Origin of the sequence: Empedobacter brevis, assembly GCF_965118635.1 — a bacterium.
GTDB lineage: Bacteria > Bacteroidota > Bacteroidia > Flavobacteriales > Weeksellaceae > Empedobacter > Empedobacter brevis_A.
Map to the genome: position 1 here is coordinate 77,709 of NZ_CBCPHV010000006.1, position 24,236 is coordinate 101,944.

At 27.0% G+C, this 24,236-nt stretch carries 29 protein-coding genes and 2 pseudogenes; 16 read left to right on the top strand and 15 right to left on the bottom strand.

The window, feature by feature from the left end; all coding sequences use genetic code 11:
- Positions 1-354: 354 nt before the first annotated feature.
- Both ACMHJW_RS09600 and ACMHJW_RS09605 read right to left on the bottom strand, forming a co-directional pair.
- A complete protein-coding gene (locus ACMHJW_RS09600; RefSeq protein WP_413533195.1) occupies positions 355-960 on the bottom strand; it encodes an NAD(P)H-dependent oxidoreductase in 606 nt (201 codons plus the stop codon).
- Position 961: 1 nt separating this feature from the next.
- Complete coding sequence (locus ACMHJW_RS09605) at positions 962-1,915, bottom strand: alpha/beta hydrolase (protein WP_413533196.1); 954 nt, start codon at positions 1,913-1,915, stop codon at positions 962-964.
- Positions 1,916-2,002: 87 nt separating this feature from the next.
- Here ACMHJW_RS09605 and ACMHJW_RS09610 point away from each other — a divergent pair, with 87 nt between their 5' ends.
- Together ACMHJW_RS09610 and ACMHJW_RS09615 are read left to right on the top strand one after the other, a co-directional pair.
- A complete protein-coding gene (locus ACMHJW_RS09610) occupies positions 2,003-2,833 on the top strand; it encodes a helix-turn-helix domain-containing protein (RefSeq protein WP_413533197.1) in 831 nt (276 codons plus the stop codon).
- Positions 2,834-3,154: 321 nt separating this feature from the next.
- Positions 3,155-3,763, top strand: a complete 609-nt coding sequence (locus ACMHJW_RS09615) for a hypothetical protein (RefSeq protein ID WP_413533198.1) — start codon at positions 3,155-3,157, stop codon at positions 3,761-3,763.
- Positions 3,764-3,906: 143 nt separating this feature from the next.
- Here the strand turns inward: ACMHJW_RS09615 and ACMHJW_RS09620 are convergent, their stop codons facing one another.
- Positions 3,907-4,890: a helix-turn-helix transcriptional regulator gene (locus ACMHJW_RS09620; protein WP_413533199.1), complete on the bottom strand. Its 984-nt coding sequence runs from the start codon at positions 4,888-4,890 to the stop codon at positions 3,907-3,909.
- 133 nt (positions 4,891-5,023) lie between these two features.
- Between ACMHJW_RS09620 and ACMHJW_RS09625 the strand changes: the two genes are divergently transcribed.
- The gene (locus tag ACMHJW_RS09625; RefSeq protein WP_413533200.1) at positions 5,024-5,758 is read left to right on the top strand and encodes a DUF6796 family protein; all 735 of its coding nucleotides are present in this window, start codon (positions 5,024-5,026) and stop codon (positions 5,756-5,758) included.
- A 136-nt stretch (positions 5,759-5,894) separates the two neighbouring features.
- Here ACMHJW_RS09625 and ACMHJW_RS09630 read toward each other — a convergent pair whose 3' ends face one another.
- From ACMHJW_RS09630 to ACMHJW_RS09675, 10 genes are all read right to left on the bottom strand, one after another.
- Complete coding sequence (locus ACMHJW_RS09630) at positions 5,895-6,623, bottom strand: hypothetical protein (protein ID WP_413533201.1); 729 nt, start codon at positions 6,621-6,623, stop codon at positions 5,895-5,897.
- A gap of 17 nt (positions 6,624-6,640) precedes the next feature.
- A complete protein-coding gene (locus tag ACMHJW_RS09635) occupies positions 6,641-6,931 on the bottom strand; it encodes a hypothetical protein (protein WP_413533202.1) in 291 nt (96 codons plus the stop codon).
- 10 nt (positions 6,932-6,941) lie between these two features.
- The gene (locus tag ACMHJW_RS09640; RefSeq protein WP_413533203.1) at positions 6,942-7,406 is read right to left on the bottom strand and encodes a 5' nucleotidase, NT5C type; all 465 of its coding nucleotides are present in this window, start codon (positions 7,404-7,406) and stop codon (positions 6,942-6,944) included.
- A gap of 327 nt (positions 7,407-7,733) precedes the next feature.
- The gene (locus ACMHJW_RS09645; protein WP_413533204.1) at positions 7,734-7,880 is read right to left on the bottom strand and encodes a hypothetical protein; all 147 of its coding nucleotides are present in this window, start codon (positions 7,878-7,880) and stop codon (positions 7,734-7,736) included.
- Between the two features lie 71 nt (positions 7,881-7,951).
- The gene (locus tag ACMHJW_RS09650; protein ID WP_413533205.1) at positions 7,952-8,446 is read right to left on the bottom strand and encodes a hypothetical protein; all 495 of its coding nucleotides are present in this window, start codon (positions 8,444-8,446) and stop codon (positions 7,952-7,954) included.
- 203 nt (positions 8,447-8,649) lie between these two features.
- Positions 8,650-9,399 carry a hypothetical protein gene (locus ACMHJW_RS09655; RefSeq protein WP_413533206.1) on the bottom strand — a complete coding sequence of 250 codons (750 nt, stop codon included), beginning with the start codon at positions 9,397-9,399 and terminating at the stop codon, positions 8,650-8,652.
- 179 nt (positions 9,400-9,578) lie between these two features.
- Complete coding sequence (locus ACMHJW_RS09660; RefSeq protein ID WP_413533349.1) at positions 9,579-9,746, bottom strand: hypothetical protein; 168 nt, start codon at positions 9,744-9,746, stop codon at positions 9,579-9,581.
- Positions 9,747-9,755: 9 nt separating this feature from the next.
- Positions 9,756-10,064, bottom strand: coding sequence for a hypothetical protein (locus ACMHJW_RS09665; protein ID WP_413533207.1), 309 nt, complete (start codon positions 10,062-10,064; stop codon positions 9,756-9,758).
- A gap of 174 nt (positions 10,065-10,238) precedes the next feature.
- Positions 10,239-11,018 (bottom strand): NYN domain-containing protein, encoded by a 780-nt coding sequence (locus ACMHJW_RS09670; RefSeq protein WP_413533208.1) that lies wholly within the window; start codon positions 11,016-11,018, stop codon positions 10,239-10,241.
- Between the two features lie 564 nt (positions 11,019-11,582).
- The gene (locus ACMHJW_RS09675; RefSeq protein WP_413533209.1) at positions 11,583-12,125 is read right to left on the bottom strand and encodes a hypothetical protein; all 543 of its coding nucleotides are present in this window, start codon (positions 12,123-12,125) and stop codon (positions 11,583-11,585) included.
- 177 nt (positions 12,126-12,302) lie between these two features.
- Here ACMHJW_RS09675 and ACMHJW_RS09680 point away from each other — a divergent pair, with 177 nt between their 5' ends.
- The 10 genes and pseudogenes from ACMHJW_RS09680 (at position 12,303) to ACMHJW_RS09725 (ending at position 20,192) form a co-directional block, all read left to right on the top strand.
- On the top strand, positions 12,303-12,485 hold the full coding sequence (locus ACMHJW_RS09680) for a hypothetical protein (RefSeq protein WP_413533210.1): 183 nt from the start codon (positions 12,303-12,305) through the stop codon (positions 12,483-12,485).
- Between the two features lie 18 nt (positions 12,486-12,503).
- A pseudogene (locus ACMHJW_RS09685) lies at positions 12,504-13,001 on the top strand (GLPGLI family protein); the annotation flags it as partial.
- A gap of 42 nt (positions 13,002-13,043) precedes the next feature.
- Positions 13,044-13,676 carry a hypothetical protein gene (locus ACMHJW_RS09690; protein ID WP_413533211.1) on the top strand — a complete coding sequence of 211 codons (633 nt, stop codon included), beginning with the start codon at positions 13,044-13,046 and terminating at the stop codon, positions 13,674-13,676.
- An 88-nt stretch (positions 13,677-13,764) separates the two neighbouring features.
- Positions 13,765-14,142, top strand: a pseudogene (locus ACMHJW_RS09695) (transposase); the annotation flags it as partial.
- Positions 14,143-14,238: 96 nt separating this feature from the next.
- Entirely contained in the window at positions 14,239-15,525 is a 1,287-nt protein-coding gene (locus tag ACMHJW_RS09700) for a T9SS type A sorting domain-containing protein (protein ID WP_413533212.1), read from the top strand.
- A 522-nt stretch (positions 15,526-16,047) separates the two neighbouring features.
- A complete protein-coding gene (locus ACMHJW_RS09705) occupies positions 16,048-17,433 on the top strand; it encodes a helix-turn-helix domain-containing protein (RefSeq protein ID WP_413533213.1) in 1,386 nt (461 codons plus the stop codon).
- Between the two features lie 399 nt (positions 17,434-17,832).
- Complete coding sequence (locus tag ACMHJW_RS09710; RefSeq protein WP_413533214.1) at positions 17,833-18,012, top strand: hypothetical protein; 180 nt, start codon at positions 17,833-17,835, stop codon at positions 18,010-18,012.
- A gap of 18 nt (positions 18,013-18,030) precedes the next feature.
- A complete protein-coding gene (locus ACMHJW_RS09715; RefSeq protein ID WP_413533350.1) occupies positions 18,031-18,564 on the top strand; it encodes a DJ-1/PfpI family protein in 534 nt (177 codons plus the stop codon).
- 110 nt (positions 18,565-18,674) lie between these two features.
- Positions 18,675-19,430 carry a hypothetical protein gene (locus ACMHJW_RS09720; RefSeq protein WP_413533215.1) on the top strand — a complete coding sequence of 252 codons (756 nt, stop codon included), beginning with the start codon at positions 18,675-18,677 and terminating at the stop codon, positions 19,428-19,430.
- A gap of 9 nt (positions 19,431-19,439) precedes the next feature.
- Positions 19,440-20,192, top strand: coding sequence for a hypothetical protein (locus ACMHJW_RS09725; RefSeq protein ID WP_413533216.1), 753 nt, complete (start codon positions 19,440-19,442; stop codon positions 20,190-20,192).
- 75 nt (positions 20,193-20,267) lie between these two features.
- Here ACMHJW_RS09725 and ACMHJW_RS09730 read toward each other — a convergent pair whose 3' ends face one another.
- Positions 20,268-21,158, bottom strand: a complete 891-nt coding sequence (locus tag ACMHJW_RS09730; RefSeq protein ID WP_413533217.1) for a DMT family transporter — start codon at positions 21,156-21,158, stop codon at positions 20,268-20,270.
- A 114-nt stretch (positions 21,159-21,272) separates the two neighbouring features.
- Between ACMHJW_RS09730 and ACMHJW_RS09735 the strand changes: the two genes are divergently transcribed.
- The 3 genes from ACMHJW_RS09735 to ACMHJW_RS09745 all read left to right on the top strand — a co-directional run bounded on the left by ACMHJW_RS09735 (position 21,273) and on the right by ACMHJW_RS09745 (position 22,683).
- Positions 21,273-21,749, top strand: a complete 477-nt coding sequence (locus ACMHJW_RS09735) for an Lrp/AsnC family transcriptional regulator (RefSeq protein ID WP_413533218.1) — start codon at positions 21,273-21,275, stop codon at positions 21,747-21,749.
- 237 nt (positions 21,750-21,986) lie between these two features.
- Positions 21,987-22,166, top strand: coding sequence for a hypothetical protein (locus ACMHJW_RS09740; RefSeq protein ID WP_413533219.1), 180 nt, complete (start codon positions 21,987-21,989; stop codon positions 22,164-22,166).
- A gap of 46 nt (positions 22,167-22,212) precedes the next feature.
- Positions 22,213-22,683, top strand: coding sequence for a hypothetical protein (locus ACMHJW_RS09745; RefSeq protein ID WP_413533220.1), 471 nt, complete (start codon positions 22,213-22,215; stop codon positions 22,681-22,683).
- A gap of 482 nt (positions 22,684-23,165) precedes the next feature.
- Here ACMHJW_RS09745 and ACMHJW_RS09750 read toward each other — a convergent pair whose 3' ends face one another.
- A complete protein-coding gene (locus ACMHJW_RS09750; protein WP_413533221.1) occupies positions 23,166-23,672 on the bottom strand; it encodes a hypothetical protein in 507 nt (168 codons plus the stop codon).
- Positions 23,673-24,236: the final 564 nt, after the last annotated feature.

The following is a 24,236-nucleotide window of genomic DNA, read 5'->3' on the forward strand; positions in this document are numbered from 1 at the left end:
TGAAAAATGAATCACTAAGAAAAGCTATACTTACAAATGTATAAAAAACAAATCGGTAGCCCAAATGAATCAAGCTTAAATAGGATAGAATATTTGGTTTAAGAAGCCATATAAAGTGAAAAATTTATGGCATAAACTTAACTATTTCTTTTGTGAAAAAACTTGGAGCAAAATCTGTAATAGTAGGGGATAGAGAGTAATTCTAAAATATTGAAGTTTGGAGATCAAGAAAGAAAAATAGTTGAAGCATTTTTGAATAAATAAAAACTTTTTTATCAAGTCAATTTATCATTAAAAATTAAGAAAAAACTTGAAATAAGACTTTTCTTAATTTTGATAAATGAAGACAAATGTCTATTTGTGTAGAAGTATATTTGAATCTGTTTTCAAATCAATTTTTGTAAAATTTTGGACCTGATCAATCCAATTATTTCGATCTTTTTCATTGAGTTTAATAAGAGGACCAATAAAATTACTTTGTATCGGGAACACGCCACAGTATTCTAGAATACCTTTTTGTAATTGAATATGACCACTAGATTTATAAATGTCTTCATATTCTTTTTCAGATAAATCGCCAGCTGTTGTGATTATTCTAGCTGTTTTTCCTTTCAATAAACCTTCGTTATGTCCATCTTTATTTAATTTAAATGCAATGCTTGGTATAAATGCTCGATCAAAAAAGCCTTTCATTATTGCAGGCATTCCTAACCACCAGATAGGATGAATCCATACTTGGTGTTCACTCCAAAATAAATCTTCTAATGCTTTTTCAAGATCTGGTTCTAATTCCATTCGTTTACGATAGCCAAATTGTAAATTAGGATTAAAATCCAATTCCCCAATCTTTATGTATCGAACTTCAGCACCTAAACTTAAAGCGGATGTAATGTATGCTTCTGCTATAGCGCTATTAAAACTTTCTTTATCTGGATGTCCATTAATCACGACGATTCTCATATTATTTTAAAATTTGTTTAAATATTTTGACTTGCTGTTTATAAAAATTGCTTGAGAGCTGACAATCAAAAAAATCAAAAGCATGTGTAGCTTTTTTTATTTCCAACAAATTCACGGATACATTTGCATCCCTTAATTTTTGAGCATACAATTTTCCTTCATCTTTTAATGGATCATATTCGCAAATAATGATTGTAGCATTTGGCAAGTCGCAAAAGTTATTTTCTAAAAGTGGAACGGCATACTTTGGAAAATTTATTTCTTGTCCCTTTAAGTAATGTTTCCACATCCATTTTGCCGCATTTTTAGTTTGCATAGGAGCATTTGCTAATTCTTTCATTGAAGAAGTATCTAACAGATGGCTAAAAGGTGGATACAATAAATATTGATGTTGAATAGTTAGCTCTTTTTTATCTCGAACTAAATGTGCTATAGATGCTGCAATTGTAGCACCTGCGCTACTTCCGCCAATTAATATTTTATTTCTATCTCCATTGATTTGATCAGCATGATCGTTTAACCAAAGTAAAACATCATAACCATCTTCCATAGCCGCTGGAAAAGGATTTTCTGGAGCTAAGCGATAATCTACCGAAACAATTATCATATTTACATCCAAAGCTAATTTAAAGAATATAAAATCATATTGTTCTGGAGTGCCGTATATAAAAGCTCCGCCATTAAAATAAACCAGTATTGGTAAATCTTTTTTATCTTTAGGTTGATACGTTCTTATGTTAATTTTTCTTGTTTTATCACGTGAAGGAATTTTGATATTTTCAAGTTGAAGCTGCTCAGGAATGTTTAAAGAATCTTCTTCATTAGCTATTTTTAATTCTTCTGTTCTAATTATGGAAGGATTTTTTTCTAATAATTCTTCATAATTAATATTATTATATGGACTATTTGATATTGCTTGCCAAAGCTCAGAATCTATATTTTTAATATTCTTCATTTTTTTATTGATTTGATTTAACAAAAATATACCTGTAGATGAATTTAAAACAGGTACATTTAGTACTTATTTAAGTACATTTACACGATGGCAAAAGAGAATATTTATCAATCACTCGAAGTATTTTATGAAAAAGTAGATGAATGTCCACTTCGTGATAGACAGTATAATTTTTTTGAAATGATATATGTGATTTCTGGAACAGGATATCACGCTGTGAATGGAAATAGATTTGCTTATTTTCAAGGCGATTTATTTCTTTTAGCTCCTAATGATTGTCATGAATTTGATGTAAATGGCATTTGCGAATTTATGGTTATTCGTTTTGGAGAGCAGTATATTAATCATCATCAATTCAAAAATAGAGGACATATATCTTGTTTATTGTATTACACTTCTCATTTGGCAGGATCTATAATCCTTAATGCAGATGATAAAATAATGGTGGCTTCTTTGATAAATAATTTACGAATGATTATTGAACATCAAAGTTTGTATGTAGAAGAATTAATACATCATTTGGTTAATGCTATTATTGTTATTGTGGCTAAAAATATAGCGATTATCAATCCAAAAGAAATTTCATTAACAACAGACATTCGTTTGATGCAAATATTAGATTATATACAAACAAATATTTGTAAACCAGAAGTATTAAAAATTAGTGTAATCGCAGAAAAGTTTGGTTTTTCACCTAATTATCTCGGACATTATTTTCGAAAACAATGCAATGAATCAATCCAACAATATATATCTTCTTGTCGAATAAGATTAATAGAACATCGATTACGATTTAGTGATAAACGCGTGCATGAAATAGCTGACGAATTTGGATTTACAGATGAAAGCCATATCAATAAGTTTTTTAAAAGATATCATGGAGTAAGTTTAAAGAAATATAAAATGAATTTGCAATGAACCAATTAAGTTTAGCTTTCTTATATTCATTTGATTGGTATTGAATTTTAATAACTCATACTATTTTAAAGATTATAAAAATAATTGAAAGAGTTTACAACAAAAGAAAGAAAGTTGCGTTTTCTGAATAATAAAAAGCTATTGTATAATTTAATCAACAAAAAATAATTTATAACAATGTAGCTTTGCTTTCTACTACAACTGCATTTGTCTACCGACTATTAATGTTTTAATCTACTCAATGATAATTGGAACAAGTTGGTATGTAAACTTTTTCTAGAAAACTTAGCTCATAAACAACCCTATACTATAAAATTAATTATGAAATATTTATTATTAATACCAAGTGTATTTATTCTTTTCTCATGTAGTAACAACGATGACGATTCGATAACTGTAAAACCTGTAATTCCAGAAAAGCCTGATCCAGAAATTGAAAGTAAAGAAATTTATACCTATTCGGATACATTTACTATTCTAGATCAAAAGTATTATAAAGGTAAAAATGGAAATGAATATCCATCAGAAGCAGATGATTTTTTCAAAAAACAATGGTTTCCTTATGAAAATCCTTCTATAAAGACGATCGAGTTAAAAAAAGATTCGATTATTATAAATGAAAATCTTTCGATCGAAAAGCACAAATACACGAAAGATGGAAATAATATCTTAATAGAATATGGGACTAAAAAAATTGTTTTGGGATATCAAGATCAAGCTAAAAAATCTTTAAAGATCTTTAAAAACTATCAAACTTATAGCTTAATTGATAAGGAAACTGGAGCATCATTATATTCAAAAATACATAACTATGGTAAAGTAAGTTACAACGATATTTTTCCTTTAGTAGTTGCTTCTCCAAAAGAGTTAACATTAGAAGGTGAATTTGTTTTTTGGAGTAATATTGAATATCAGTTTAATAAAAAATAGACGTTAAATTAATTTTAGAACGATAAATAACTAATAAATAAAAATTAATATCTTATAAAAATAGCTCGATATAATATCGAGCTATTTTTATATGGTAGAAACTGTATTTGTTTCTAGTATTAAAGAGAATTTTTATAGAGTAATTATTTATACAATTGACTAGGAGATATGCCAAATTTCTTTTTAAAAGCAGAAGAAAAATGGCGCTGGTTTTTGTATCCAACCAAATGAGCTATTTCACTAATTGTAAAACGTTGTTCGGTAAGTAAGTTTTTAGCATATTCCATTTTTTCGTTTGACCAAAAAGAAAATACAGAGGTTCCAAAAATTTCTTTAAACCCTTTTTTCAATATAAATTCGTTTGTCCCAGCTTCATGCGCCAAATCAATCAAAGAATAAGAGCTATTCAAATTATTGACGATAAAATCTCGCACAACATATATTTTATCAATATCCTTCCTTTTCAACGTTCCTTTATATGGCGATTCGGTATGAAATTGTTCCAATTGAAGCAATAACAACTCAATTACTTTTGCTTCTAAAAACATGCGCTTAAACAATCCTTGTTTCTCACAATATATAATTTGTTCTAAAATCTGATACATTTGATGAGTAATTTGATGATGTTGTTCTTGAAGCAAACTTGAACTTCCTTTTTCGATTGCATTTTTGAATTTATGAAACAATTGACTTTCGTAAGGTAAAAATCGGTTAAAAAATTCTTTACTTAGGTTGATTTCACAACATTGAAAATGATCACTTTTCCATTGCATTTTCCCGCATAAACCATTTGTATAAATAAGATTGTGAGTATGCGAGTCAAAACTAATGTTTCGGTCAAATTTAGATGTTTGTGCAGTATTTTTTCCTTTTAATGCAAAGTGCATTTCAATTGTTTCAAAATCAGTTTCAAAACCCAATAGCAATTTATGAGATAAATGCATATCCCCAAATCCAATATGAACTCCATCGAAAGAAATTTCTCGATAAAAACCTTTTCCTATAAAGGAATTCAAATACGTTGTAGTTTCTTTTAGAGCATTTTTATCAATGTCTAAATAAGAATCAGCATATTCTTTTTCAACTAAGGTTTGGTTGTTTTTAACGTCGTATAATCGTAAAGCCATGATCAATTTTTTGCGGACTTTTTAATCCTTTTTTGAAACATTGTGACAGAATTTTCCACCTACATTTGTCAAATGTAATAATTATTTAGAATTATTCTTAATAATAAAATATCTGTTATATAAATTAGTAAACATGAAATATTCAACTAAAATTAAATGGTCTTTTATCGCTGCAATTATAGCATCAATACTTTGGGTAATTGGAGATATTTTGATTGTAGGATTCAATACAAATCCTGCTGATTATCCTTTGTTATCAGAAACATATGCACAACAACTCGATTCAAGCTTGGCTATATTAATGGTAGAAGGATCATCGCAACGTTTAATGCTTGGAGCTTTGATTGCTTCTATGTCTGCATTTTTATTTTTACCAGGAATCTGGTTGTCGTTTCAGTTTTTCAAAAATAAAACAAAACCTTATGCATGGTTAACTTACTTTATTTTAATTATTAGTGTTGTTTTAATGCCTTTGGGACATGCTGTTTTTTATTTTAATGGAGAAATATTTAAAGCCATTTTGCATACTGATGCAGCAGCTCATCCTTATCTAATTGGATTAGCAGCAGATTTTACAAAAGTACTTTATATAACATGGGGAACAGCTATTATTGTATTATTACTAGGCTGGCTGTTATTTTCTATAATGGTGTTTTTAGGAAAAACCAGTTTGCCAAGATGGGCGGGATTTATATCTCCAGTTTTTCTAACATTGTATCAAATGCCAATAAAATTAGCCTTACCAGATTCTTTGTTAAAAGCTTGGATAAGCGCAGCCGGATTTAATCTTTCTTATTTAATTTTCTTTGTTCTATTCTTCATATTATTTAAAAAATTATTGCTTCAAGAAAAAGAAGAAATGAACTAATACAATGCTATTTCATTTCGAAAAAAACTATACAGCATTTACACTAACTTACAACCAATTTTTAATAACAGCTGTTTGCATTCCTATGTAAATGGCTGTTTTTGTAGAGAAACCATTTATAAATTATATGATGAGGTTATTTCATCATCATTCTTGCTAATTTTTTCAATTCTCCATACGAGTTTCGGTTGTTATAGAATTGACTTTTTTCTAATCTCTGCAAATGCTTCGCAATCACATTCACGTTTTGGTTACCTTTTATCATTATGAAAATTACATGTAAATACATTAAATATTCATGTCTTAACCATCTTGTATTGAGATCTAAAGGATCCCATTCTCGCCATACAACATGTTCAATAGTTCTGAAAATCTGAAAATCTTCTGTTGTTTTGATTAACTCTTTTAATTTGTTCTCATAACGAAATATTGTAAAACCAGATTCTAAATCATAAATGATAAAGTGATTTTCTGAACAATATTGTCCAGCAGTATTCGCTAACTGAATAAAATCGTAACATGTTTTTACATCAAAAATTGCTTTATTTTCTAAAATGTCATTTGTGAAATAGGCGATTTTTTCAGCTAAACGTAAATAATATTCTATAGAATTATCTTTATTTTTGATTCTGTATTTGGCAATTTCAAAAGCTTGTTGTTTAGCTTTGTACCAACTATTTTCATCATCAATAATTTGGATTAAGTCAGAGATAACTTGAGGAGTAGTTTTGATGTAAAAATCAAAATAGGTTAAAATTAGTGCAAACCAAGAAGGTTTTAAGTGATTTGGAACATTATCAAAGAGTAGTTTGCATTCTAATTTGTTATCGAGGAATTCTAAATTTATTGTATTTATTTTTTTCAATAACAATTATTCTTTCGTTAATCTAAACATTCAAAGTTAAAGTTCATAAAAGTGTAATCATCACTTGTTGAAGAAAAGGTAATTTCAGATGTATGATCAGTCATTAAAGGAGAAGTTCTCAATAGATTTTCTAATTCTTCATTGGTTAAATCTTTAATGTCATTTTTGTAAAAAATCAAAGAAGAAGCTTGAATAGCGTTGTAAACCCAAATTTGATAAACACAGTCAAATTCATCGAATTTTGCTTCAATAGTTGTTAAAATAGTTGTTTCACTATCAGTTGGAAGATTTTGAAATTTTTTATTCATATTATTATATTTAGTTTCTATTTTTAATTAATTCATCTAATACACTTTGCCAAGTTGGATATTGATCAGAGAAAATGTGAATGTGTTTACCTTTAAATTCTGCTGCACCATTTTTAAGTCGATCATCAATTAAATAATCACCGATTAATTGTTCTTTATGATGCGTTAAAATTAATTTTTTAAACATTGTAGGCATATATTTCTCAACCCATAATCTCTTTTGTGACCATGAATGCACATTGTGCCAAGGAGCGGTAGATAGAATATATACATCATAATATTTCTCTAATTCAGCAATTGATTCTAATGCATGAGGAATTGGTTTGGAATTGATAAAAATAGTTTCGGAATCATCTATAATATCTGTTTTTTCTTTATAAATCTTTGAGGTTTCTGCAAGTTCTATGTGCATTTGATCAATTAAGTCAACAATAACACCATCAAGATCAATGTAAACTACTTTTTTTTCTGTCATAATTAATTTTGTTTTGTTAAATTTTATACTCAAATATATATTATTTAAACGACTAAACATGTCGTTATGAAATTTTATTCAATAAAATATAAAAGAAAATAATATTTGTATAAATAGATTAGTATTTTAGATATGTTGTTATATTGAAACAAGTTTTTTACAAATGAAGTTACCAGAGATTAGCCTAAAATTATTATTCCTTACTTATGTATAAAATTATAAATGCGAGTGGAAGTAGTAAATATTTAATTTTTGTGGATAAGTAAGTAAATTAAAAAAAACATAACCTTATGAAAAGAAAAAATTGAGATTCGTCTATTTTATTTTTTATAAAGTTGCTCCATTTCCATTCAAATTACCTTTTGTATCTATTGAAAAATAGTAGGTAGATTTTCGAAGAATATCATCGTTTTGTTGAGAGAATGTATAAAGACTTAACGTAATTAAAAGAAAGAAAATATATTTTTTTATCATAATTATTCAATTCGTTTATACATTCAAAATTTATGTGATGAGGTAATCCACCTATTAAAGTTTTATTATGTTTATTTCCATTCTATCTTTAGATCTCGAAATTCGATTGTTTTGTAATCATTTAGAATATCAGAAGAGTAATTGAATTTGAATAATTTAAAGAACTGAGTGTTTGTAGGAACTTTGACTAAAATAGGTTGTATTTTTTTTGGAACATTTGTACTAAAAGTATTACTTCCAAGTGAATTTAAACCTTTAGTTTCTGCAAAATCTTGTTTTTTGTATTCATCGCCTTCTAAATCTATTGTTGTAAAATCCCACATTGAGATAGATTTATTGACATCTTTGTTATTGACTAATATTGTAAAAGTAACAGTTTGTTGTTTTGTGTCTCCTTGAATTTTGGTAATTGTAAATTCAGTATTATCAAATTCCGTTTTGTATTCGGCTGTGTTGATATGTAGGATTTGTTTTAAATAATCGTTTTCTTTTTTAATTTCTTCACAGTTTTGTGCAAAAATGGCATAACTAAAAAAGAATGAACATAGTAATAATTTGTGTTTCATAGGATATATGGATTTTGTTGATTGAAATATCTAAAAAATATTTCGTAATAAAGTATGGTTTTACATAAAATGTAACATTATTTTTCTTTCTCTTATTTTATAAAGTTATATTATTTCATGTAAAAAAATAATAAAGCAACTAAAATGTGAATTTGTACCTAAAATTAGAGTTACGCAACAGTTAGCAAAGTTTTATGACGTTTCTATATAAATTCTCTTTCTGCAATTAATGTTTTTTTATCATTAACAATTAAAAATTTTTTGGTCCACAAACAATCAGAATTATATTCGTATTCAAAAAATTCTTGCTTATGTTTACTTTTTGCTCCAATCATTATAATAGGGTATTCTTTTTCAGGAATTGATTTTCGTTTGATTGATTTAATATTTTTACATTTATCGTAAGTAAATTCTTCCACATCTATATTCTCAACTCCATCCAAGATTAATGTTTTTTTTGAACTTGAAATATTTCCTAAATTATCGTAATTATATTCTATTGTCCAACCTTTAGTCCCATTTGATGTTTTGTATGAATTTGATACATTTTTTAAAAGTTGATTGTTTTTATTGTAAAAATATTTCGAGTTACTATCTTCAATTTTTAGGTTGTTCTGATTGTATGTTGCATTTAATGGGATAGTGTCCATTTTCTTGCCATGATTAATATTGAATGTTATTATTTCATATTTTAGATTAGAATTTTCATCGTAAATCAATTTTAGTTCTGATCTAAGTTCATCATTAAAAAATGATTTGAAAATATCAACTTTTCCATTTTTTAATACGTATTCAAACTTCCAATAATCTTTTCTACCAGAATGTATTTGTTCAATTACCGAACTGTATTTTTTCAAATTTGTGTTTTCTTCTAAAGTTCTAGAAAAAAATTGAGCATTAACTAAATTGCTTAATAACAAAGTGATGATTAAAATAAAAAAGTTTTTTTTCAATGTATTGGGTTTAGAATGTTGTACGACATGTTAATTACGAAGTAAAATATATGAAAGCTTTTTTGCAAAAAAAAACATGGTTTCACTTAGAAATAAAAACCTCAATAAATCGCTTTTTAAAGATGTTATTATTTGTACTATTTTGTGTTTTGTATCAGTTACCTATGTAAGCTGTAGTTTTATTTTATTTGGTTACCATTTTTATATGTTTGAATAATTTTTTCTTTACCATCTTCATTGTACATTTCCCAAACACCATCATAAACTCCGTTTTTCCAATTTCCAATTCCTCTTAATTGACCATTTTCATACCAATATTTATGAGTTCCATTAGGTTTTCCATCTATAAATTCTCCTTAACGAGCCTTATTACCATTCGAATACCAATATTCCCAGAATCCATTTTCTTTAAAATTTTCAATTTTTCCTGAGGAAGCTAATTTTCCATTTAAATAGTAAGCTTTCTTAATACCATTAGTAATTGGTTTAAATTCTAAATTTTGAGATTGATTTTCATTTAAATTAGAACTATTTTCAATGAAATCAGCTTTTGAGATTAAAGTGTCACCAATGTAAATATCATATTCGTCTAAATTGATATTTTGAGAATAAGCATTAATAAAAGTAAAAAATGATATGATAATGCTATAAAATATTTTATTCACAACGATTTTTATAAGATTACAGTTAATATTTTTTTACAAAGACTAATATACAAAAACCTTTATAAAAATACGTTATTGTATAATTAACCTCAAAATATATGGATTTAGGAGTTTCCTGAAAAAACAAAAACCTCCGTAAAATAGCTTTTGAAGATATTATTATTTATACTAGCGTTATTTTCTTTTTACCAAAGGATGATTCAAAGCGCCAACTTTATTTTCGATAACTTCATATTCATCTAAATTCTCAAATAATTTAGATAACGAATAAATATCATAAGTTCGGGTATCGAAACTAGGGTCTATTTTTATAATATTTCCTCCAATTGTAGAAATATAGGCAATTTCATTTTCATCAGTTGAAATATCAAAAGCTTTTGAAATCGTTTTTTCATCCTTTGCAGATAAAAAACTTGCTTTTTTTGGAATAGGTTTTTTTGTTACTTTTTCACCTTTAGACTCCTTGGTTTTAGGTTTTTCTTCTTTTATATTTTTAGGTTGAACTTTTGGAATTTTAGGTTTTATATTTTCTGTATACGTAAAGATATCACAAGATTGAACAAAAGATTCAGGCGTTTTCTTTTCTCCAATTCCCATTACAAATAACCCTTCTTCTCTTATGCGTTTTGCTAAACCTGTATAATCACTATCGCTTGAAACTATGCAAAAACCTTCTACATTTTTACTATGTAAAATATCCATCGCATCTATTATTAGAGCGCCATCCGTAGAATTTTTTCCAGATGTATATGAAAATTTTTGAATCGGATTTATTGAATGTTGATTAATTAAACTTTTCCAAGAACTCATTGTTTGAGAAGTCCAATCTCCATATATTCGTCTTATTGTAGCCTTACCATATTTGGAAACTTCTTCAATTGTTTCTTTTAATAGTTTTGGTTGTGCATTATCACCATCAATTAATATTGCAATATTGAATTTTGTTTCTTTCATGAGTTTTTAGAAATGTTGGTTAATTTTTTACAGCTAATATTTAGGGGCTAGACAACAGTGAAAAAAAATTCAATTTAGATAGAAAAGAAGCCAAAGCTGTGAGCCTTAGGTAAATTTAATAAAAATAACAAAATGAAGCAGCTTTTGTCTAAATAAATGGATATAAGTTTAATTCTCATTTAACCCTGCATTTCAGGCGAATAATCCTTAGCCTTTTGTTATTTTATAAAATTCTCTCAAATTATATCGTTTCACGCAAAAAATAATACATCTAAATAAAGCTGTGTTTTTACTTATCTTCTTCGACAATCCTTCGACCATTGTTCGACTGTTGTTCGAGAAAACATACTTTTTCTCGAACCATTGTCGAAGGACACTCGAACAAACCCTGAAGAAATAGGCTATTTTGTTATTGAAAAAAAACAAATATAAATAAGAGATATACCTTGTTGTGCAAAAACAAAAAAACTCTCTAAAAATGCTTCTAAACAGATTACTATTTGTATTATTTTGTGCTTTTGTATCTAAAATAGGAGTTGCACAACAGCTACTGATGTATACGATTTACTTATCAGTATTTATCGATTTCCATTTACCTTTTTTGAAATATACATTACTTAATTTTTGAGAATTAAATACTAAATAGAAACTCCAAGAACTTCGATATATAGTTGGATTTTGTGATAAAATATGATGAGTTGGTTGTTGCATATGAATTCTTAAGCGTTCAGAATTATATGGTTTGATTGTTGAAATTACGCCTTTATAGGTTTTTATAACATTTTCTTTATCAGTTATGTAAAAATAAATTGAATCATTATTTTTAATCTCAAACCTGAAGTTTTCATATTGCCAATCTGCTTGTTTCCCAGGAAAATAATTTCGATTAATTATATACTCTCCATAGAAATCTTTTTTATTTAATTTTGTTTTAGATGTTAACCATTGAATTAAACTTGCTACCATTACAAGACAAAAAATTCCAATCCAAATTATTCCTAAAGTTTTACCAATAAATTTCTTTTTTGTTATTAACCAAATTGACAAAAAGATTACTGTCAAAGGAATTAAGATAAACACGAAGAACAGATTAAATCCAAATCCCATTTTTATTTTGTTTGATAGCGTGGTTTATCATAAGCTGTCGCATAACGCTATATTTTACTTTGTTAAATATAGTTTACTGTCGTAAAATCAATTTCAAATATACAAACAAAACTAAATTATATGGCTTATTGTTTAAGTAATGTTGAATAAAAAAAACGTATTTTTAATAAAAAAAAGATGAAGAATAAAATGTTTATTTTAATTGTTTTTAGTTTTCAATTATTATCTGCTCAAAATTTATTAAAAATAGAATATGAAACATATGATAAAATATATATTGATAATGCTAGTAAAAAAATGAAAATAGACTTAGAGAATAATAATTCTACTATTAAATATTATGAATTATTATTCAACTAAGAACATTCTTTTTTTAAAGAAACAGAGAAAATTAATAATAGTCAAGGAATAGACTCTTTTAACTTAAGTACAATAACAGATAAAATATATATTGATATTTTAAGAAATAATTATCGAATTGAAGATGAATTTGTTAATAAAAAAATCTTAATTATTGATAGTTTACCCAAATATAAATGGACTATAGAGAAAGAATCTAAAAGTATCTTAGGTTTAAAAGTGAGAAAAGCTACAACTGAATATATGGGATATAATATTGTCGCATGGTATTCTCTAGATATAAAGTCAAAAGTAGGTCCTGTATTTTTTAATGGATTACCTGGAGCTATTTTAGAATTAAATGCTATATCTGCTATGCAAGGAGAAAAATATGAAACGTCATTTAAAGCGATAAACTTTAGAGAAGCATCAAAACAGGAAAAAATAAAAATACCTAATAAAGGTCAAGTGATGAGTCAGAAAGAAGCAGATAATTTTGTAAAACAAGAAAATATGAAAATTATGCAAAATCCATAAATATTATAAAATCCTTAAAAAATAGTTTTGAATTACATTATTATGAAAAAAAATATTATAAAATTGATAATACTTGTTGTTATTTCTATACCAATTATAGCTTTCATATCAATTTTTTTATTCCTGGAAATTGATTCTAATCGATTATCAATTAATAATATACCAAAAGGATATGAACTAGATTTGAATAAAAATATTTATGATGATCTTAAAATAATAAATGAAAGAAAAGATTCTATGTATATTTTTTATACAGTAGGCGGAAAAACATCTAATTCTAATCTATTTTTTACAAAATATTATATAACAGATAAGTTTAATTTTAATATAAAAATTGGGAATGATTCTGTTATGTCAGAAGTTAAAAATTTTGATACAGATTTAGTATCTAATTTTATTTCTTCACCAAGTGGAATTTTTAATGTAAATTATTATCCGAGGTTAGAAAATATAAATATTTATGTTCAAAATTATAGACAGATTTCTCCTAATTTATATGAGTGTAACTCAAAATATTTATACATGATTCTAAATAATGAATATACTACATTAGGTATTTTTAAAAACTCTAAATTTTTTATTCAATCTTTAGAAAAGAAGAATTATATCCTTTTATCTATCTATTCATCTGATGATAATAATGAATTAGATTTATTCGAAAAAATTATAAAATAAGATCTAAAACCCGTTGTACATTTTAATCACGAAAGAATATTGGAAGTTCTACGAAAAATATCATACGATACACTTTTAATTTTTCAGCGTAGAAGATCTAAATTTTTTGAAAGATATAAAATTTTAACTATCTGATTGTATGTCACTTGTAGATAAAGATTGTTTGTTACAAACAATTCAAATTGACTTATTTAATGAAGTTAATATTCGATTAGAAACACCGAAAAGATTCAATCAAAAAGATTATAAACCTCAGTTTTACCCATTCAAAAAGTATCGAAAAAGAATTGAAACTTTATTTTTTCAACTATGCAATCAGTTAATGATTAGACGAAATTATGCAAAAACTTATGAGGGATTTAAAACCAGAATTCTAGCTAAAATTACTGCACTCAATGTGATTCAGTACATTAATAAAATATACTTTAATCGAAATGTTAATAAGATAAAAACGCAAATTATTTAAAATGTAAAACGGGTTTCACTAGTTAGTTTAAATGTTAATTATTTTATATGTATCTGAAAATCAATTATTAATTCATATTTTTAAAAAAAGAAAGATATGAAAAGAAATTTATTTATTTTACTTAGTACACTTTTTAGTTTATATAGTACAGCACAAGTCTATTCTATAGGCTACGGACCTACTCCTTCAGGTGTGTCTAATGATGGGCATAAAATTGTGATGTTTACTCAAAAAGGAAATTTTTTTTGGGATAAAGAAAAAGGATTTAAAACACTAAATACCTTTCCAGAAGATATTAGTAATTCAGGAAGACCTGCAATATCTAGTGATGGTAAAATTATTGGTGTAACATCAATAAATCCAAAAACAAATAATATTGAAATGTCATCTTATAATATTGAAACTGATAAATGGACGTATTTTGGTTCTATACCAGGAAAAATGAAAGCTTCTAATTTATGGAATATGACTCCTAACGGAAAAATATTTGTTGGACTTGGGAAATATGATAATGAACAGTCAAGAGGAATTTATTGGAATAAGGAAGAGGGAATCGTTGACCTTGGTTCTTCGATAGAAAAACGACCTTCAAGAGTTAATGCTGTGAGTAATGATGGGAAAATCTTTGCCGGTTGGCAAGATTTAAAAAATGGACAAAGAGTTGGAACTTTTTGGGAAGAAGGAAAACAAGTAATTGTGGAAGTAGAAAATAATAAATTTCTAAAGGAATTTGTAGCAATATCCGGAAATGGAAAATGGCTACTTGGATCAATAGGATATTATGGATGTATATGGAATAAAGAAGAAGGGTTAATAATAATAGATTATCCTAATGTACCTGAATCTTCTCAATATTTTGTTGGATATTCAACCGCTTCTAACTATGATGGAAGTATTATTTTAGGCTATAATAGAGATAATACTGAAGGTACTTTATCAGGAGAAGGATTTATTTGGATAAAAGAAAAAGGAAGAATAAATCTGAACGATTTTGTAAAAAATACTTTAAAATATAATGATCTTGGTATTAAGTTTTCTTTACCTTTAGCTATATCTGAAAATGGAAAACACATAGTTGGAGAAGGACTTAGTAAAGATTTAAAACCAGTGGTGTTCTTAATCACTCTACCTGATGAATACTTAAAAATACCTGAAAATAAAATCGATCAATTAAACTTAAAAGTATATCCCAATCCTACATCAGATTTTATTAATATAAATACTGAAAAAGAGATTAATTCTATTTTATATAGTACAAGTGGAGAAATATTACTAAAAACAAAAAATAAAAAGATTAGTATTGGCCATTTACCTAAGGGAAATTATATTTTAAAAATTATAGTAGATGATAAAGAAAGTACACATAAAATAATAAAAAAATGAAAGTAAAGGCCTTCTAATAGAAGGCTTTTTTATTGGTAGATAATAAAAGGATCCCTAAATAAATTTCCAGTTTGAGAAAAGGTATAATATTGATAATATTTAAAATATCTACAATAAATTTCTTGTAAAATAAAACCCTCCTAATTGGAGGGTTTTTATGTTTTAGTATTCTGGTTATATAAAAAAGTCATTTTGTTTAAAAGAAATTTTCATATTAAACTCTTCTGTTGAGATGATAAATAAACTAAAAAAATAATTTCGTATTCGTTTATTTAAAAGTAAAGATGATTACTTTTACAAAAGTTTGATACACAAAATAGTACTTCTAACGTTTAATATTATTGTTATTTATAGAAAATATTTTAGATTAAAATACCAATGTTTAAATTTCAGTTTATTTTCATTTTTTTCATCTGCACGTTCGTTTTTTCTCAAAGTAGTGAGAGTATAAGTCAAGAAATTGAATTTTTAAGTAAGAAAAAGGATAAGGGAGCGCAAGATTCATTTTCAATTGGCGAGGAAATGTTAAAAATTTCTACAAATGATTGTGAAAAAGGGAAAGCTTACTTAAGAATGGGCGATGCTAAATACAAAAGTATGGAGTATTCAGAATCTTTATTTTATCTGAAAAAAGCCGATTCTTTTTTTTATAACTGCGACTTAAATGATGATTCATTTGTTTCTAATTTTATACAAATGTTGATTTATAAAGATTTAAAAATTGACAAAGAATTTAATAATGCATGGAATAAATTAAAAAAAATATCAAATAAAATTTGTGATCCTTCTGTAAGATTCATGTTTATGCAAGCGAATGCAATGTGTAGCGAAAAGAAGCGAGATTATAAAGATGCAATTGTTTACAGAAAACAAATTTCTGATTATGTAGAAAATATATTAAAATTAGAAAATAATGATTCTAATAAATTATTTTTAGCAATGTCATACAGTTACTTAAGTTATGACTACCTTAAAAATAATGACTACAATGAAGCTGTTTATTACCATGATAAAATAAATTCATTAGTGAAAAATATTCCAATCAATGATAACTACCTTTTAGACTTGGAATATCTTGTAAAAGCCATGATTTTTGCCGAAAATAAGCAATATCAGGAATCTAAGGAATGGTTTGATAAAGCTTATCGTATTGCCAAAATAAAAAAATTACCAAATTCAATTCTTAAAATTAATGAAGAGCGTTTAAATTATGGAATTTATGATAAAGTTGAAAGACAGAAATTTTATGATGAAATTAATGAAATAAATCAGCAAAAGTTGATAGAATTTAACTCGTATTCCGTAAGAAACCTAGAAAAAAATCAAAAAAAATATACGACCAATAGAAACCTTTTTATCGTTTTCATTGTCTTTATTTCGATACTTTTATTATTGATCGTCTACATGAATCGAGTAAATCGAAAAAAAATAAAACGCAACTTTGAAAAGACAATTGCTAATTTAGAAAACAATCATCACAATCGACATGCTGTAGATTTGGATGCAATTGACAGAAATGAAAATAATTCATCAATAATGTCCATCAAAAAGGAAAAGGAATTGTTAATGAAATTAGATCATTTTGAAAAGAGGATAGAATACACTTCAAAAAAGTTTACTTTTTCAAATTTTATATCCAGTTTAGAAACGAATTCTAAATATGCCAATTATATTATAAAAAAACATAGAAATAAAAATTTTAACGACTATTTGAATGAGTTAAGAATAAAGTATATTCTAGAAAAATTATATAATAATCCAGAATATTTAAATTATAAAATTAGTTATTTGGCTGAAATTTCAGGCTTTTCAACACATAGTCATTTTACTAAAGTTTTTAAATCTATTACGAAAATATCTCCTTCTGAGTTTATCAAAGAATTATCAAATAAACAGAAATTAAATTAAATACAAGTTTATTACATCTTGTCAATATTTATCTGATTGGAAGACTTTTTTCAATAATGTTTCTATATTATTCACTTCTAAATTTTGCCTTCATTTTGGGCAGCTATTGGTTTCCTTAATACCAAAAGTCTTCTGGAATAAACTAATAATTCAGGCTGATATTATAGTAATTTTTCCTCTTTTTCTCTTCTTTCGAATGATTGCTATGTTTCGAAATAAATTCTTATTTTATAAAATTTAAACATTTAATAATTAATTATTTAGCTGTAATAAGTGCTTTGCTCGAATTACATAATAAAAGCATTCTTTTACATTTTTAACGGAGATTTCAAGTCTATATTTGTTGGAAATAATGCATACAAACTATTCGTGAATCGAATAAGTGTAAACAAATTTATTATGAAATATTTAATCTTGATTCTTCTTGTTCATCTTAATTTAAGTGCTCAAGAAATTAAAAATCCCTCATCTCCAGACATGAAAAATGATACACTAAATATTGCTGTTCTTTTATATGATAATGTCGTGTTACAAGATTTTTCTGGACCTATGGAGGTTTTTAGTAAAGCTAAAAGTTAAACGCATGGAGAATATAATATTTATACAGTAGGACTTCATTCTAAAAATATATCGACTGAAAATGATTTACTAAAGGTAACAACCGATTATACGTTGGATAATTTTCCTGCTGCCGACTATATTATTATACCTGGTGCCAATATGAAAATAATAGAAGGATTAGAAAATAATAAGGTATTAGCTGATTTTATACGAAAAGAAAATAGTAATCCTTCAACTAAAATTGTCTCTATATGTACGGCATCATATTTACTCGCCTATAGTGGTATTTTAAACGATAAAAAGGCTACAACCCATTATTTTGTTGCAGATGATTTTAGTAAAAAATTTCCGCAGATAACACTTATTCGAGATGTTAGATTTGTAGACGAAGGAAAAGTAATTACCTCATCAGGAATAACTTCTGGTATAGATGCAGCCCTTTATATTGTTGGCCTTCGTAGTGGAGAGAAAATACAAGAAATGATAAACAGAGCATTGCAATATAACTATGGCGAGAATAATAAATGGCCTACGGCTATGAAGAATATGAGCTATAAATCGAATCAATAGATGCAACAGTTTTTATATTTCTATCCTTAAGATTTAATAAAAACGAATAAAATTCAATTAACCTTAATCAATAATTTAAAATTATTAAACATATTTAATTTAACTAATCTATGAAAAAGAAAACTTTAGCACTTCTCGTTGTTTTATCATTTAATTCCCACTTATTTTCTCAAGTAGGAATAAATACAAATAATCCGCAAGGAGTATTTAATGTAGATGGTAAAAAAGACAACAACAAAGAAGGAGCTCCAAGTAAAGAACAACAATTAAACGATTTTGTTATTACTCGAGAAGGTAACGTTGGGATAGGTACTACAGCACCAATAAGAAAATTAGAAGTTGTATCCACTTCTTCACCAGCATTTAAATTAAATGACGGTTCTCAAGGAGAAGGCTATGTCTTGACTTCAGATGCTTACGGAAACGGAAGTTGGAAAGCGTTTCAAAAACCAGTTTTAGCAAATTGGTCATCAACAGGGATATCTACAGCTGTTAATCAAATTATGTACACAGGAACTTCAATTACATTACCTCCTGGAAGATGGTTGATTTTTACAAATGTCATATTAGCTGCTCATCCAAATCCTAATGAAGGACAGGGAGTTTGGGTAAGATTGTCATGGAGTAGTACACAACCGAACTATACTTATAGTGGCGGGACTGGTAATTTAAATTCAGGCACATTAATCAGTTCATTTGGTCTAGCTAGTGGGACAACTCTTATCAATAACACTTCTTCTTCTGAAAAAACATATTATCTTTTTAATAATATTCCTACTGTAACAGGGGATTATGAAGGAGTGTGGCAAAATCTAGGGAGCTCTTCATGGGCTGAAAATTCTATAATCGCTTATCCAGCAAATTAAATGATACAAATGAAAAAAATAGTTTTATTTTTTTTCTGTATTTATTCTTACGCTCAAGTTGGAATAAACACAGAATATCCTACAGGTATTTTTATGGTTGATGGTAAAGCTGATAATAAATCTTTAACTCCTTCTATAAATGAAATTAGTAATGATGTAAAAATACTAGAGAATGCTAATCTAGGGATAGGAGTAGAGAATCCTAGTGTTTCTATTGATATTAAAAGTAATATAAATGCTGGTTTCAGTTTGAAAGATGGTACTGAAGGACAGTATTACAGATTAGTTTCTGATCAAAATGGTGATGCGAAATGGAAAAAAAGAAATTCTGTAATTGTATCACAAATAGAAGGCTCTTACAGTGGACTTATTTTTACGACAACACTCAATTACACTGGTCGTTATATCATTCTTGGTCCTGGAGAATGGATTGTTCGATCTAATCTACTGTTAAGAGCTTTTAATGCAGCTAGTCCATCTTCTGGCGTATATGCTAAGTTTTCATGGGCCGAAAATACAAATGGAACATACTTATTATCTCAGGACGTCTTATTTGGAAAAATTTTCGGAGGTAATTATTCGTTAGATTATGGTATTGCTAAAGGTTCTACTATTATAAAAAACGCTTCTTCTGAAGCAAAAAAATATTATTTGGTAACCAATGAAGCTGAAAAGATTGGAGACTTTCCAACTAATTCCATGTGGGATAAATTAGGTGGTACATGGGGGGAAACGTCAATTATTGCATTTCCTTTTGATTAAGTTTGGTTAGCTAGTTGTACTTGATAAAACCTCGATTTTTTCGAGGTTTTATCTTTTACCCGTTAAGAAGTTTTTTTACTTTTTTTCATAACTTAATAGAAAGATTGTAGAAATAATCAACAAGCTTCCGATCCAATCCATCATACCAAATGAAATATTTAACCAAAGTATCGCGATAATCGTAGCCGAAAGGGGCTCTGCAGAAGCGAGTAAGCTGCTTTTTTGACCACCAATAATCTGTACAGCAGTTAGGTACAAATAGAATGGAATAAGCGTACCGAATATTACAATAAAAGTTGTGTACAGATACGTTTTATCATCCCAAACTCCGTCAATAGACCAAGGAGCTTTAACGAAAGAAAATATAAATCCACCGATTAACATTCCCCATCCCATAATGATCGCGGAATTATATTTTTGTAATAAAGGAATAGGTTGCAATGTGTAAATCGCCAAAGCTACAGCAGATGCTAGACCTAGTAATAGTGCCGTAGTGGAAATTGTAAGTGTATCTAATTTACCGTGCGTGACCAATAAAAATGTTCCTAAAACGGCAAATATAATTGCTATAAAATCAATGATACGAGGGATTTTCTTATTTTTTAATGCTAGATAAATTGCGATAAGAACAGGGCCTGCATATTGCAAAACAGTTGCAGTCGCAGCATTAGAATGTTTGATCGCTGCAAAATAGGTGTATTGAACCATAAGTATTCCTGTAATTGAGAAAACTAATAATCGAATAACATCTTTCCTATCTTGCCAAATTTCAAAAACATTGGTTTCTTTTTTAGTTGCAGCATAAATCAATAAAAGAGACCCTGAAACGAGTAATCTTACCGTAATCATCCATTCGACATTGATTCCACGTTGTTGAAACAAAAACTGTCCGAATGTTCCAGAAATTCCCCATAAAGCAGCTGCTATAATTGCAAATAAAAATCCTTTAAGTGTAGCGTTTTTCATTAATAATAGATTTGAATTCTTTACTGAGTTGTAAAAATAATTTAAATAGTAAGGTGAAAAACTTTAATTTTATAGGAGGTTTTGCAATTTTGTTTAATTTTAGTAGGTTTTTTTATGAATTTAGATCAATTTGATATTCAAATTTTAGAAATTTTACAGCAAGATAATATGACTTCTCAACGTGATATTGGCTATAAAATAGGTCTTTCGGCTGCAGCAGTTCAACGTAGAATAAAAAAAATGCGTGAAGAAAAAGTGATTATCGCAGATATTTCGGTGATTAATCCTGAAGAAGTTGCTTCAGACATCTTATTATTCGTAGAAATTGAATTGAATACAGATAAAATTGAGTTCATCGATGAAATAAAATCAACTTTTAGTCATATTCCTCAAATTCAGCAATGTTATTATGTGACAGGAGAAGTCGACTTTATTCTGGTTATGGTTGTGAATAGTATGAGAGAATATGAATTACTGACACGAGAGTTATTTTTTAGTAATTCGAATATAAAACGTTTTAAAACTTTCGTGAATATGCATAGTGTGAAAGTAGGGCTTCAAATACCATTATCTAAAATGAAGTTAAAATAATATTGAAATATTAGAATGCAAAATACAAAATTCATATTGTGATTGAAAGTTATTTTTTGTAAGATGGGAATGATTATAAGTTATTAAAATTGAGTAAATATAGTTTAGAGATTAATATTTGAATAAATTTGATTTAATACAGAGAACATCTCAAGGAGTTAATCCTCTTATATGTTTTAAGAATGAAAATTAGAGTAATTTTAATGAAAATATACGTAAGATAAGGAAAAAGAAAAAGTGGTTGTAAATGCAAAAGATTATTATTTCAGTTCTGCACGTAATTATGCAGGTTTGAATAATAATCTAGAAGTTGAGGTAGTGTTTATAGGGTACAACAATACCAATCTTGCGAACCTACATTCAGAATTTATACTAGATATGATAAACAATATAAAACGTATGATGAAAATGGGATAGAGTTAAATACAGCTATTATTACCATACCAAAAAGAAAAAAATAATTATGAAAAGTTTTATAAAAAAAGTAATTCCTGTTGTTTTATTTCTAAGTATAGGGGTAGGAGTGTTCGGTCAAGAGAGTAAAGAAAATATTTATGCTGAAATTGTAACTATTAAAAATAATAACTTGATAAGCTTCATTGAATTAATTGATTTGAAAAAATATTACCTTAGAGATGGACAAGTTTGGTATATTGATTTTAATAAAGAAAGTGAAATAAAATTAGCAAGTGGAAGAATATCAAAATTTATTCAATCTGATTCCAATATTTATATTACTATTATTGATAATAATATTATTTTTATACTTTCAAAAAAAGATCAAATTATACCCATTAAAAAAACAGGTTTAAAAGCAGATTTAAATAGATTTAATATTATTGACTTAACATTTGAACTTTCAAGTTACTGGATTTTAAAAGAAATGAATGGAGAAATAAAAATAGTAAGTAAATCTATTTATAATGGAAAATAAGAGAGATTCGATCCCTGAAGTCTTGCTATTACATAATATATAATACCACAAAAGGCAAACTAACGTTTGCCTTTTGTGGTATTATAAAATAACATCAAATTATATCGTTTCACGCAAAAAATATTACACCTAAATAAAGCTGTGTTTTAACCTACCTTCTTCGACAATCCTTCGACAATCCTTCGACAATCCTTCGACCGTTGTTCGACTGTTGTTCGACAAAACATACTTTTTCTCGAACCATTGTCGAAGGACACTCGAACAAACCCCGAAGAAATAGGCTATTTTGTTATTATAAAATATAGACGACAAAATAAGAGTTATACCTTGTTGTGTAAAAGCAAAAAACCTCGCTTAAAAACACTTAGCGAGGTTTTATATTTATTGTTATTTGTCTTCAATAATTTTGCAATACATCTCAAGTTCTCCAAACAAAACGAAAGTCAGTATTATTTACTATAGAATTTTACAAATATGTTATTTTATATCATTAAGTCTAAGAAACGTATTATAAGTTCTCCAATTTTCTCATGATCATACTTTTCAATTTCTAATATTTTTATTTTCAGTTCTATAATTGATCTTCGTAATTCACCTCCTTCTTCTGGATAATATTCATGTAATATAAAATCAGTCAAGCTATAAATAAAGTCTAATATTTCCTTAATTTCAGATTCATTATCAGTGATGTCAAGTTTGTTTGTTAATTTTCTAATGAGATTAGAAAATTCCACTTCATCTTTCTCTCCGAATAATCCCAAATAGGCAAATTCTGATAAAGTTCCTATTCCATAGTATTTTTGAAAATCATTCTTGTCAATCAATTTATTAGTTTGTTCAAAATATGATTGTTTTGCCTTGTCATGAAAATTAGATGTTAGTTCATGAAATATTAAATGCTTTTTTTGATAATCATCAAATGCACTCTCAGTACTTTGCAAATGGGGTATTTCTTTTCTAAAAAATACAAGAAACTCTTGTACATTCATATTTTGCTATTTATAGATATTATCTCTTTGATTACTATTCTACACTAACTAAAATATAGTTTAGTTATATAAAATTACTACTAAATATTCAATTAAGTTTTTAACAATAAACTACGGTTTCACGTAAAAACAAAAAACCTCAATAAAATCGCTTCTAAAGAGGTTGTTATTTATAGTGTTTTTGTATCTAAAATTGATGTTGTGCAACAGTTACCGATGTTAGCAGAAGTGCTTGTTTAGATATTCTAAATTGAATTTACGATAACAAGAAGATTATTAGTAGTTAATTATTTTATTACGTTCATTTTTTATTCATGACTTATTATTGTTTTCAAATGAATTCATATGCCCTACGGGGAACCTTGATGAAAAAACGAACAAAAAAAATCAAGTCTGTGCTTCCAAGTCGGTCAATAACGGCTACTCGCTAAATGTTTTAAATCATTCGCATGTGAAATGCGAACAGTAAACCATTTTTAACGCTCATTACACCGAATTGACACTCGACTCTTCAGCAAGGACAGTTTTTAGAATCTGTTTTTAAAAAGTAAATTTGAATATTGA

What these genes read in the sequence shown, in the direction of transcription:
- ACMHJW_RS09600 (WP_413533195.1), bottom strand. Translation starts at nt 960, where the DNA reads ATGAGAATCGTCGTGATTAATGGACATCCAGATAAAGAAAGTTTTAAT.
- ACMHJW_RS09605 (WP_413533196.1), bottom strand. Translation starts at nt 1,915, where the DNA reads ATGAAGAATATTAAAAATATAGATTCTGAGCTTTGGCAAGCAATATCA.
- ACMHJW_RS09610 (WP_413533197.1), top strand. Translation starts at nt 2,003, where the DNA reads ATGGCAAAAGAGAATATTTATCAATCACTCGAAGTATTTTATGAAAAA.
- ACMHJW_RS09615 (WP_413533198.1), top strand. Translation starts at nt 3,155, where the DNA reads ATGAAATATTTATTATTAATACCAAGTGTATTTATTCTTTTCTCATGT.
- ACMHJW_RS09620 (WP_413533199.1), bottom strand. Translation starts at nt 4,890, where the DNA reads ATGGCTTTACGATTATACGACGTTAAAAACAACCAAACCTTAGTTGAA.
- ACMHJW_RS09625 (WP_413533200.1), top strand. Translation starts at nt 5,024, where the DNA reads ATGAAATATTCAACTAAAATTAAATGGTCTTTTATCGCTGCAATTATA.
- ACMHJW_RS09635 (WP_413533202.1), bottom strand. Translation starts at nt 6,931, where the DNA reads ATGAATAAAAAATTTCAAAATCTTCCAACTGATAGTGAAACAACTATT.
- ACMHJW_RS09640 (WP_413533203.1), bottom strand. Translation starts at nt 7,406, where the DNA reads ATGACAGAAAAAAAAGTAGTTTACATTGATCTTGATGGTGTTATTGTT.
- ACMHJW_RS09645 (WP_413533204.1), bottom strand. Translation starts at nt 7,880, where the DNA reads ATGATAAAAAAATATATTTTCTTTCTTTTAATTACGTTAAGTCTTTAT.
- ACMHJW_RS09650 (WP_413533205.1), bottom strand. Translation starts at nt 8,446, where the DNA reads ATGAAACACAAATTATTACTATGTTCATTCTTTTTTAGTTATGCCATT.
- ACMHJW_RS09670 (WP_413533208.1), bottom strand. Translation starts at nt 11,018, where the DNA reads ATGAAAGAAACAAAATTCAATATTGCAATATTAATTGATGGTGATAAT.
- ACMHJW_RS09675 (WP_413533209.1), bottom strand. Translation starts at nt 12,125, where the DNA reads ATGGGATTTGGATTTAATCTGTTCTTCGTGTTTATCTTAATTCCTTTG.
- ACMHJW_RS09680 (WP_413533210.1), top strand. Translation starts at nt 12,303, where the DNA reads ATGAAGAATAAAATGTTTATTTTAATTGTTTTTAGTTTTCAATTATTA.
- ACMHJW_RS09690 (WP_413533211.1), top strand. Translation starts at nt 13,044, where the DNA reads ATGAAAAAAAATATTATAAAATTGATAATACTTGTTGTTATTTCTATA.
- ACMHJW_RS09700 (WP_413533212.1), top strand. Translation starts at nt 14,239, where the DNA reads ATGAAAAGAAATTTATTTATTTTACTTAGTACACTTTTTAGTTTATAT.
- ACMHJW_RS09705 (WP_413533213.1), top strand. Translation starts at nt 16,048, where the DNA reads ATGTTAAAAATTTCTACAAATGATTGTGAAAAAGGGAAAGCTTACTTA.
- ACMHJW_RS09710 (WP_413533214.1), top strand. Translation starts at nt 17,833, where the DNA reads ATGAAATATTTAATCTTGATTCTTCTTGTTCATCTTAATTTAAGTGCT.
- ACMHJW_RS09720 (WP_413533215.1), top strand. Translation starts at nt 18,675, where the DNA reads ATGAAAAAGAAAACTTTAGCACTTCTCGTTGTTTTATCATTTAATTCC.
- ACMHJW_RS09725 (WP_413533216.1), top strand. Translation starts at nt 19,440, where the DNA reads ATGAAAAAAATAGTTTTATTTTTTTTCTGTATTTATTCTTACGCTCAA.
- ACMHJW_RS09730 (WP_413533217.1), bottom strand. Translation starts at nt 21,158, where the DNA reads ATGAAAAACGCTACACTTAAAGGATTTTTATTTGCAATTATAGCAGCT.
- ACMHJW_RS09735 (WP_413533218.1), top strand. Translation starts at nt 21,273, where the DNA reads ATGAATTTAGATCAATTTGATATTCAAATTTTAGAAATTTTACAGCAA.
- ACMHJW_RS09745 (WP_413533220.1), top strand. Translation starts at nt 22,213, where the DNA reads ATGAAAAGTTTTATAAAAAAAGTAATTCCTGTTGTTTTATTTCTAAGT.
- ACMHJW_RS09750 (WP_413533221.1), bottom strand. Translation starts at nt 23,672, where the DNA reads ATGAATGTACAAGAGTTTCTTGTATTTTTTAGAAAAGAAATACCCCAT.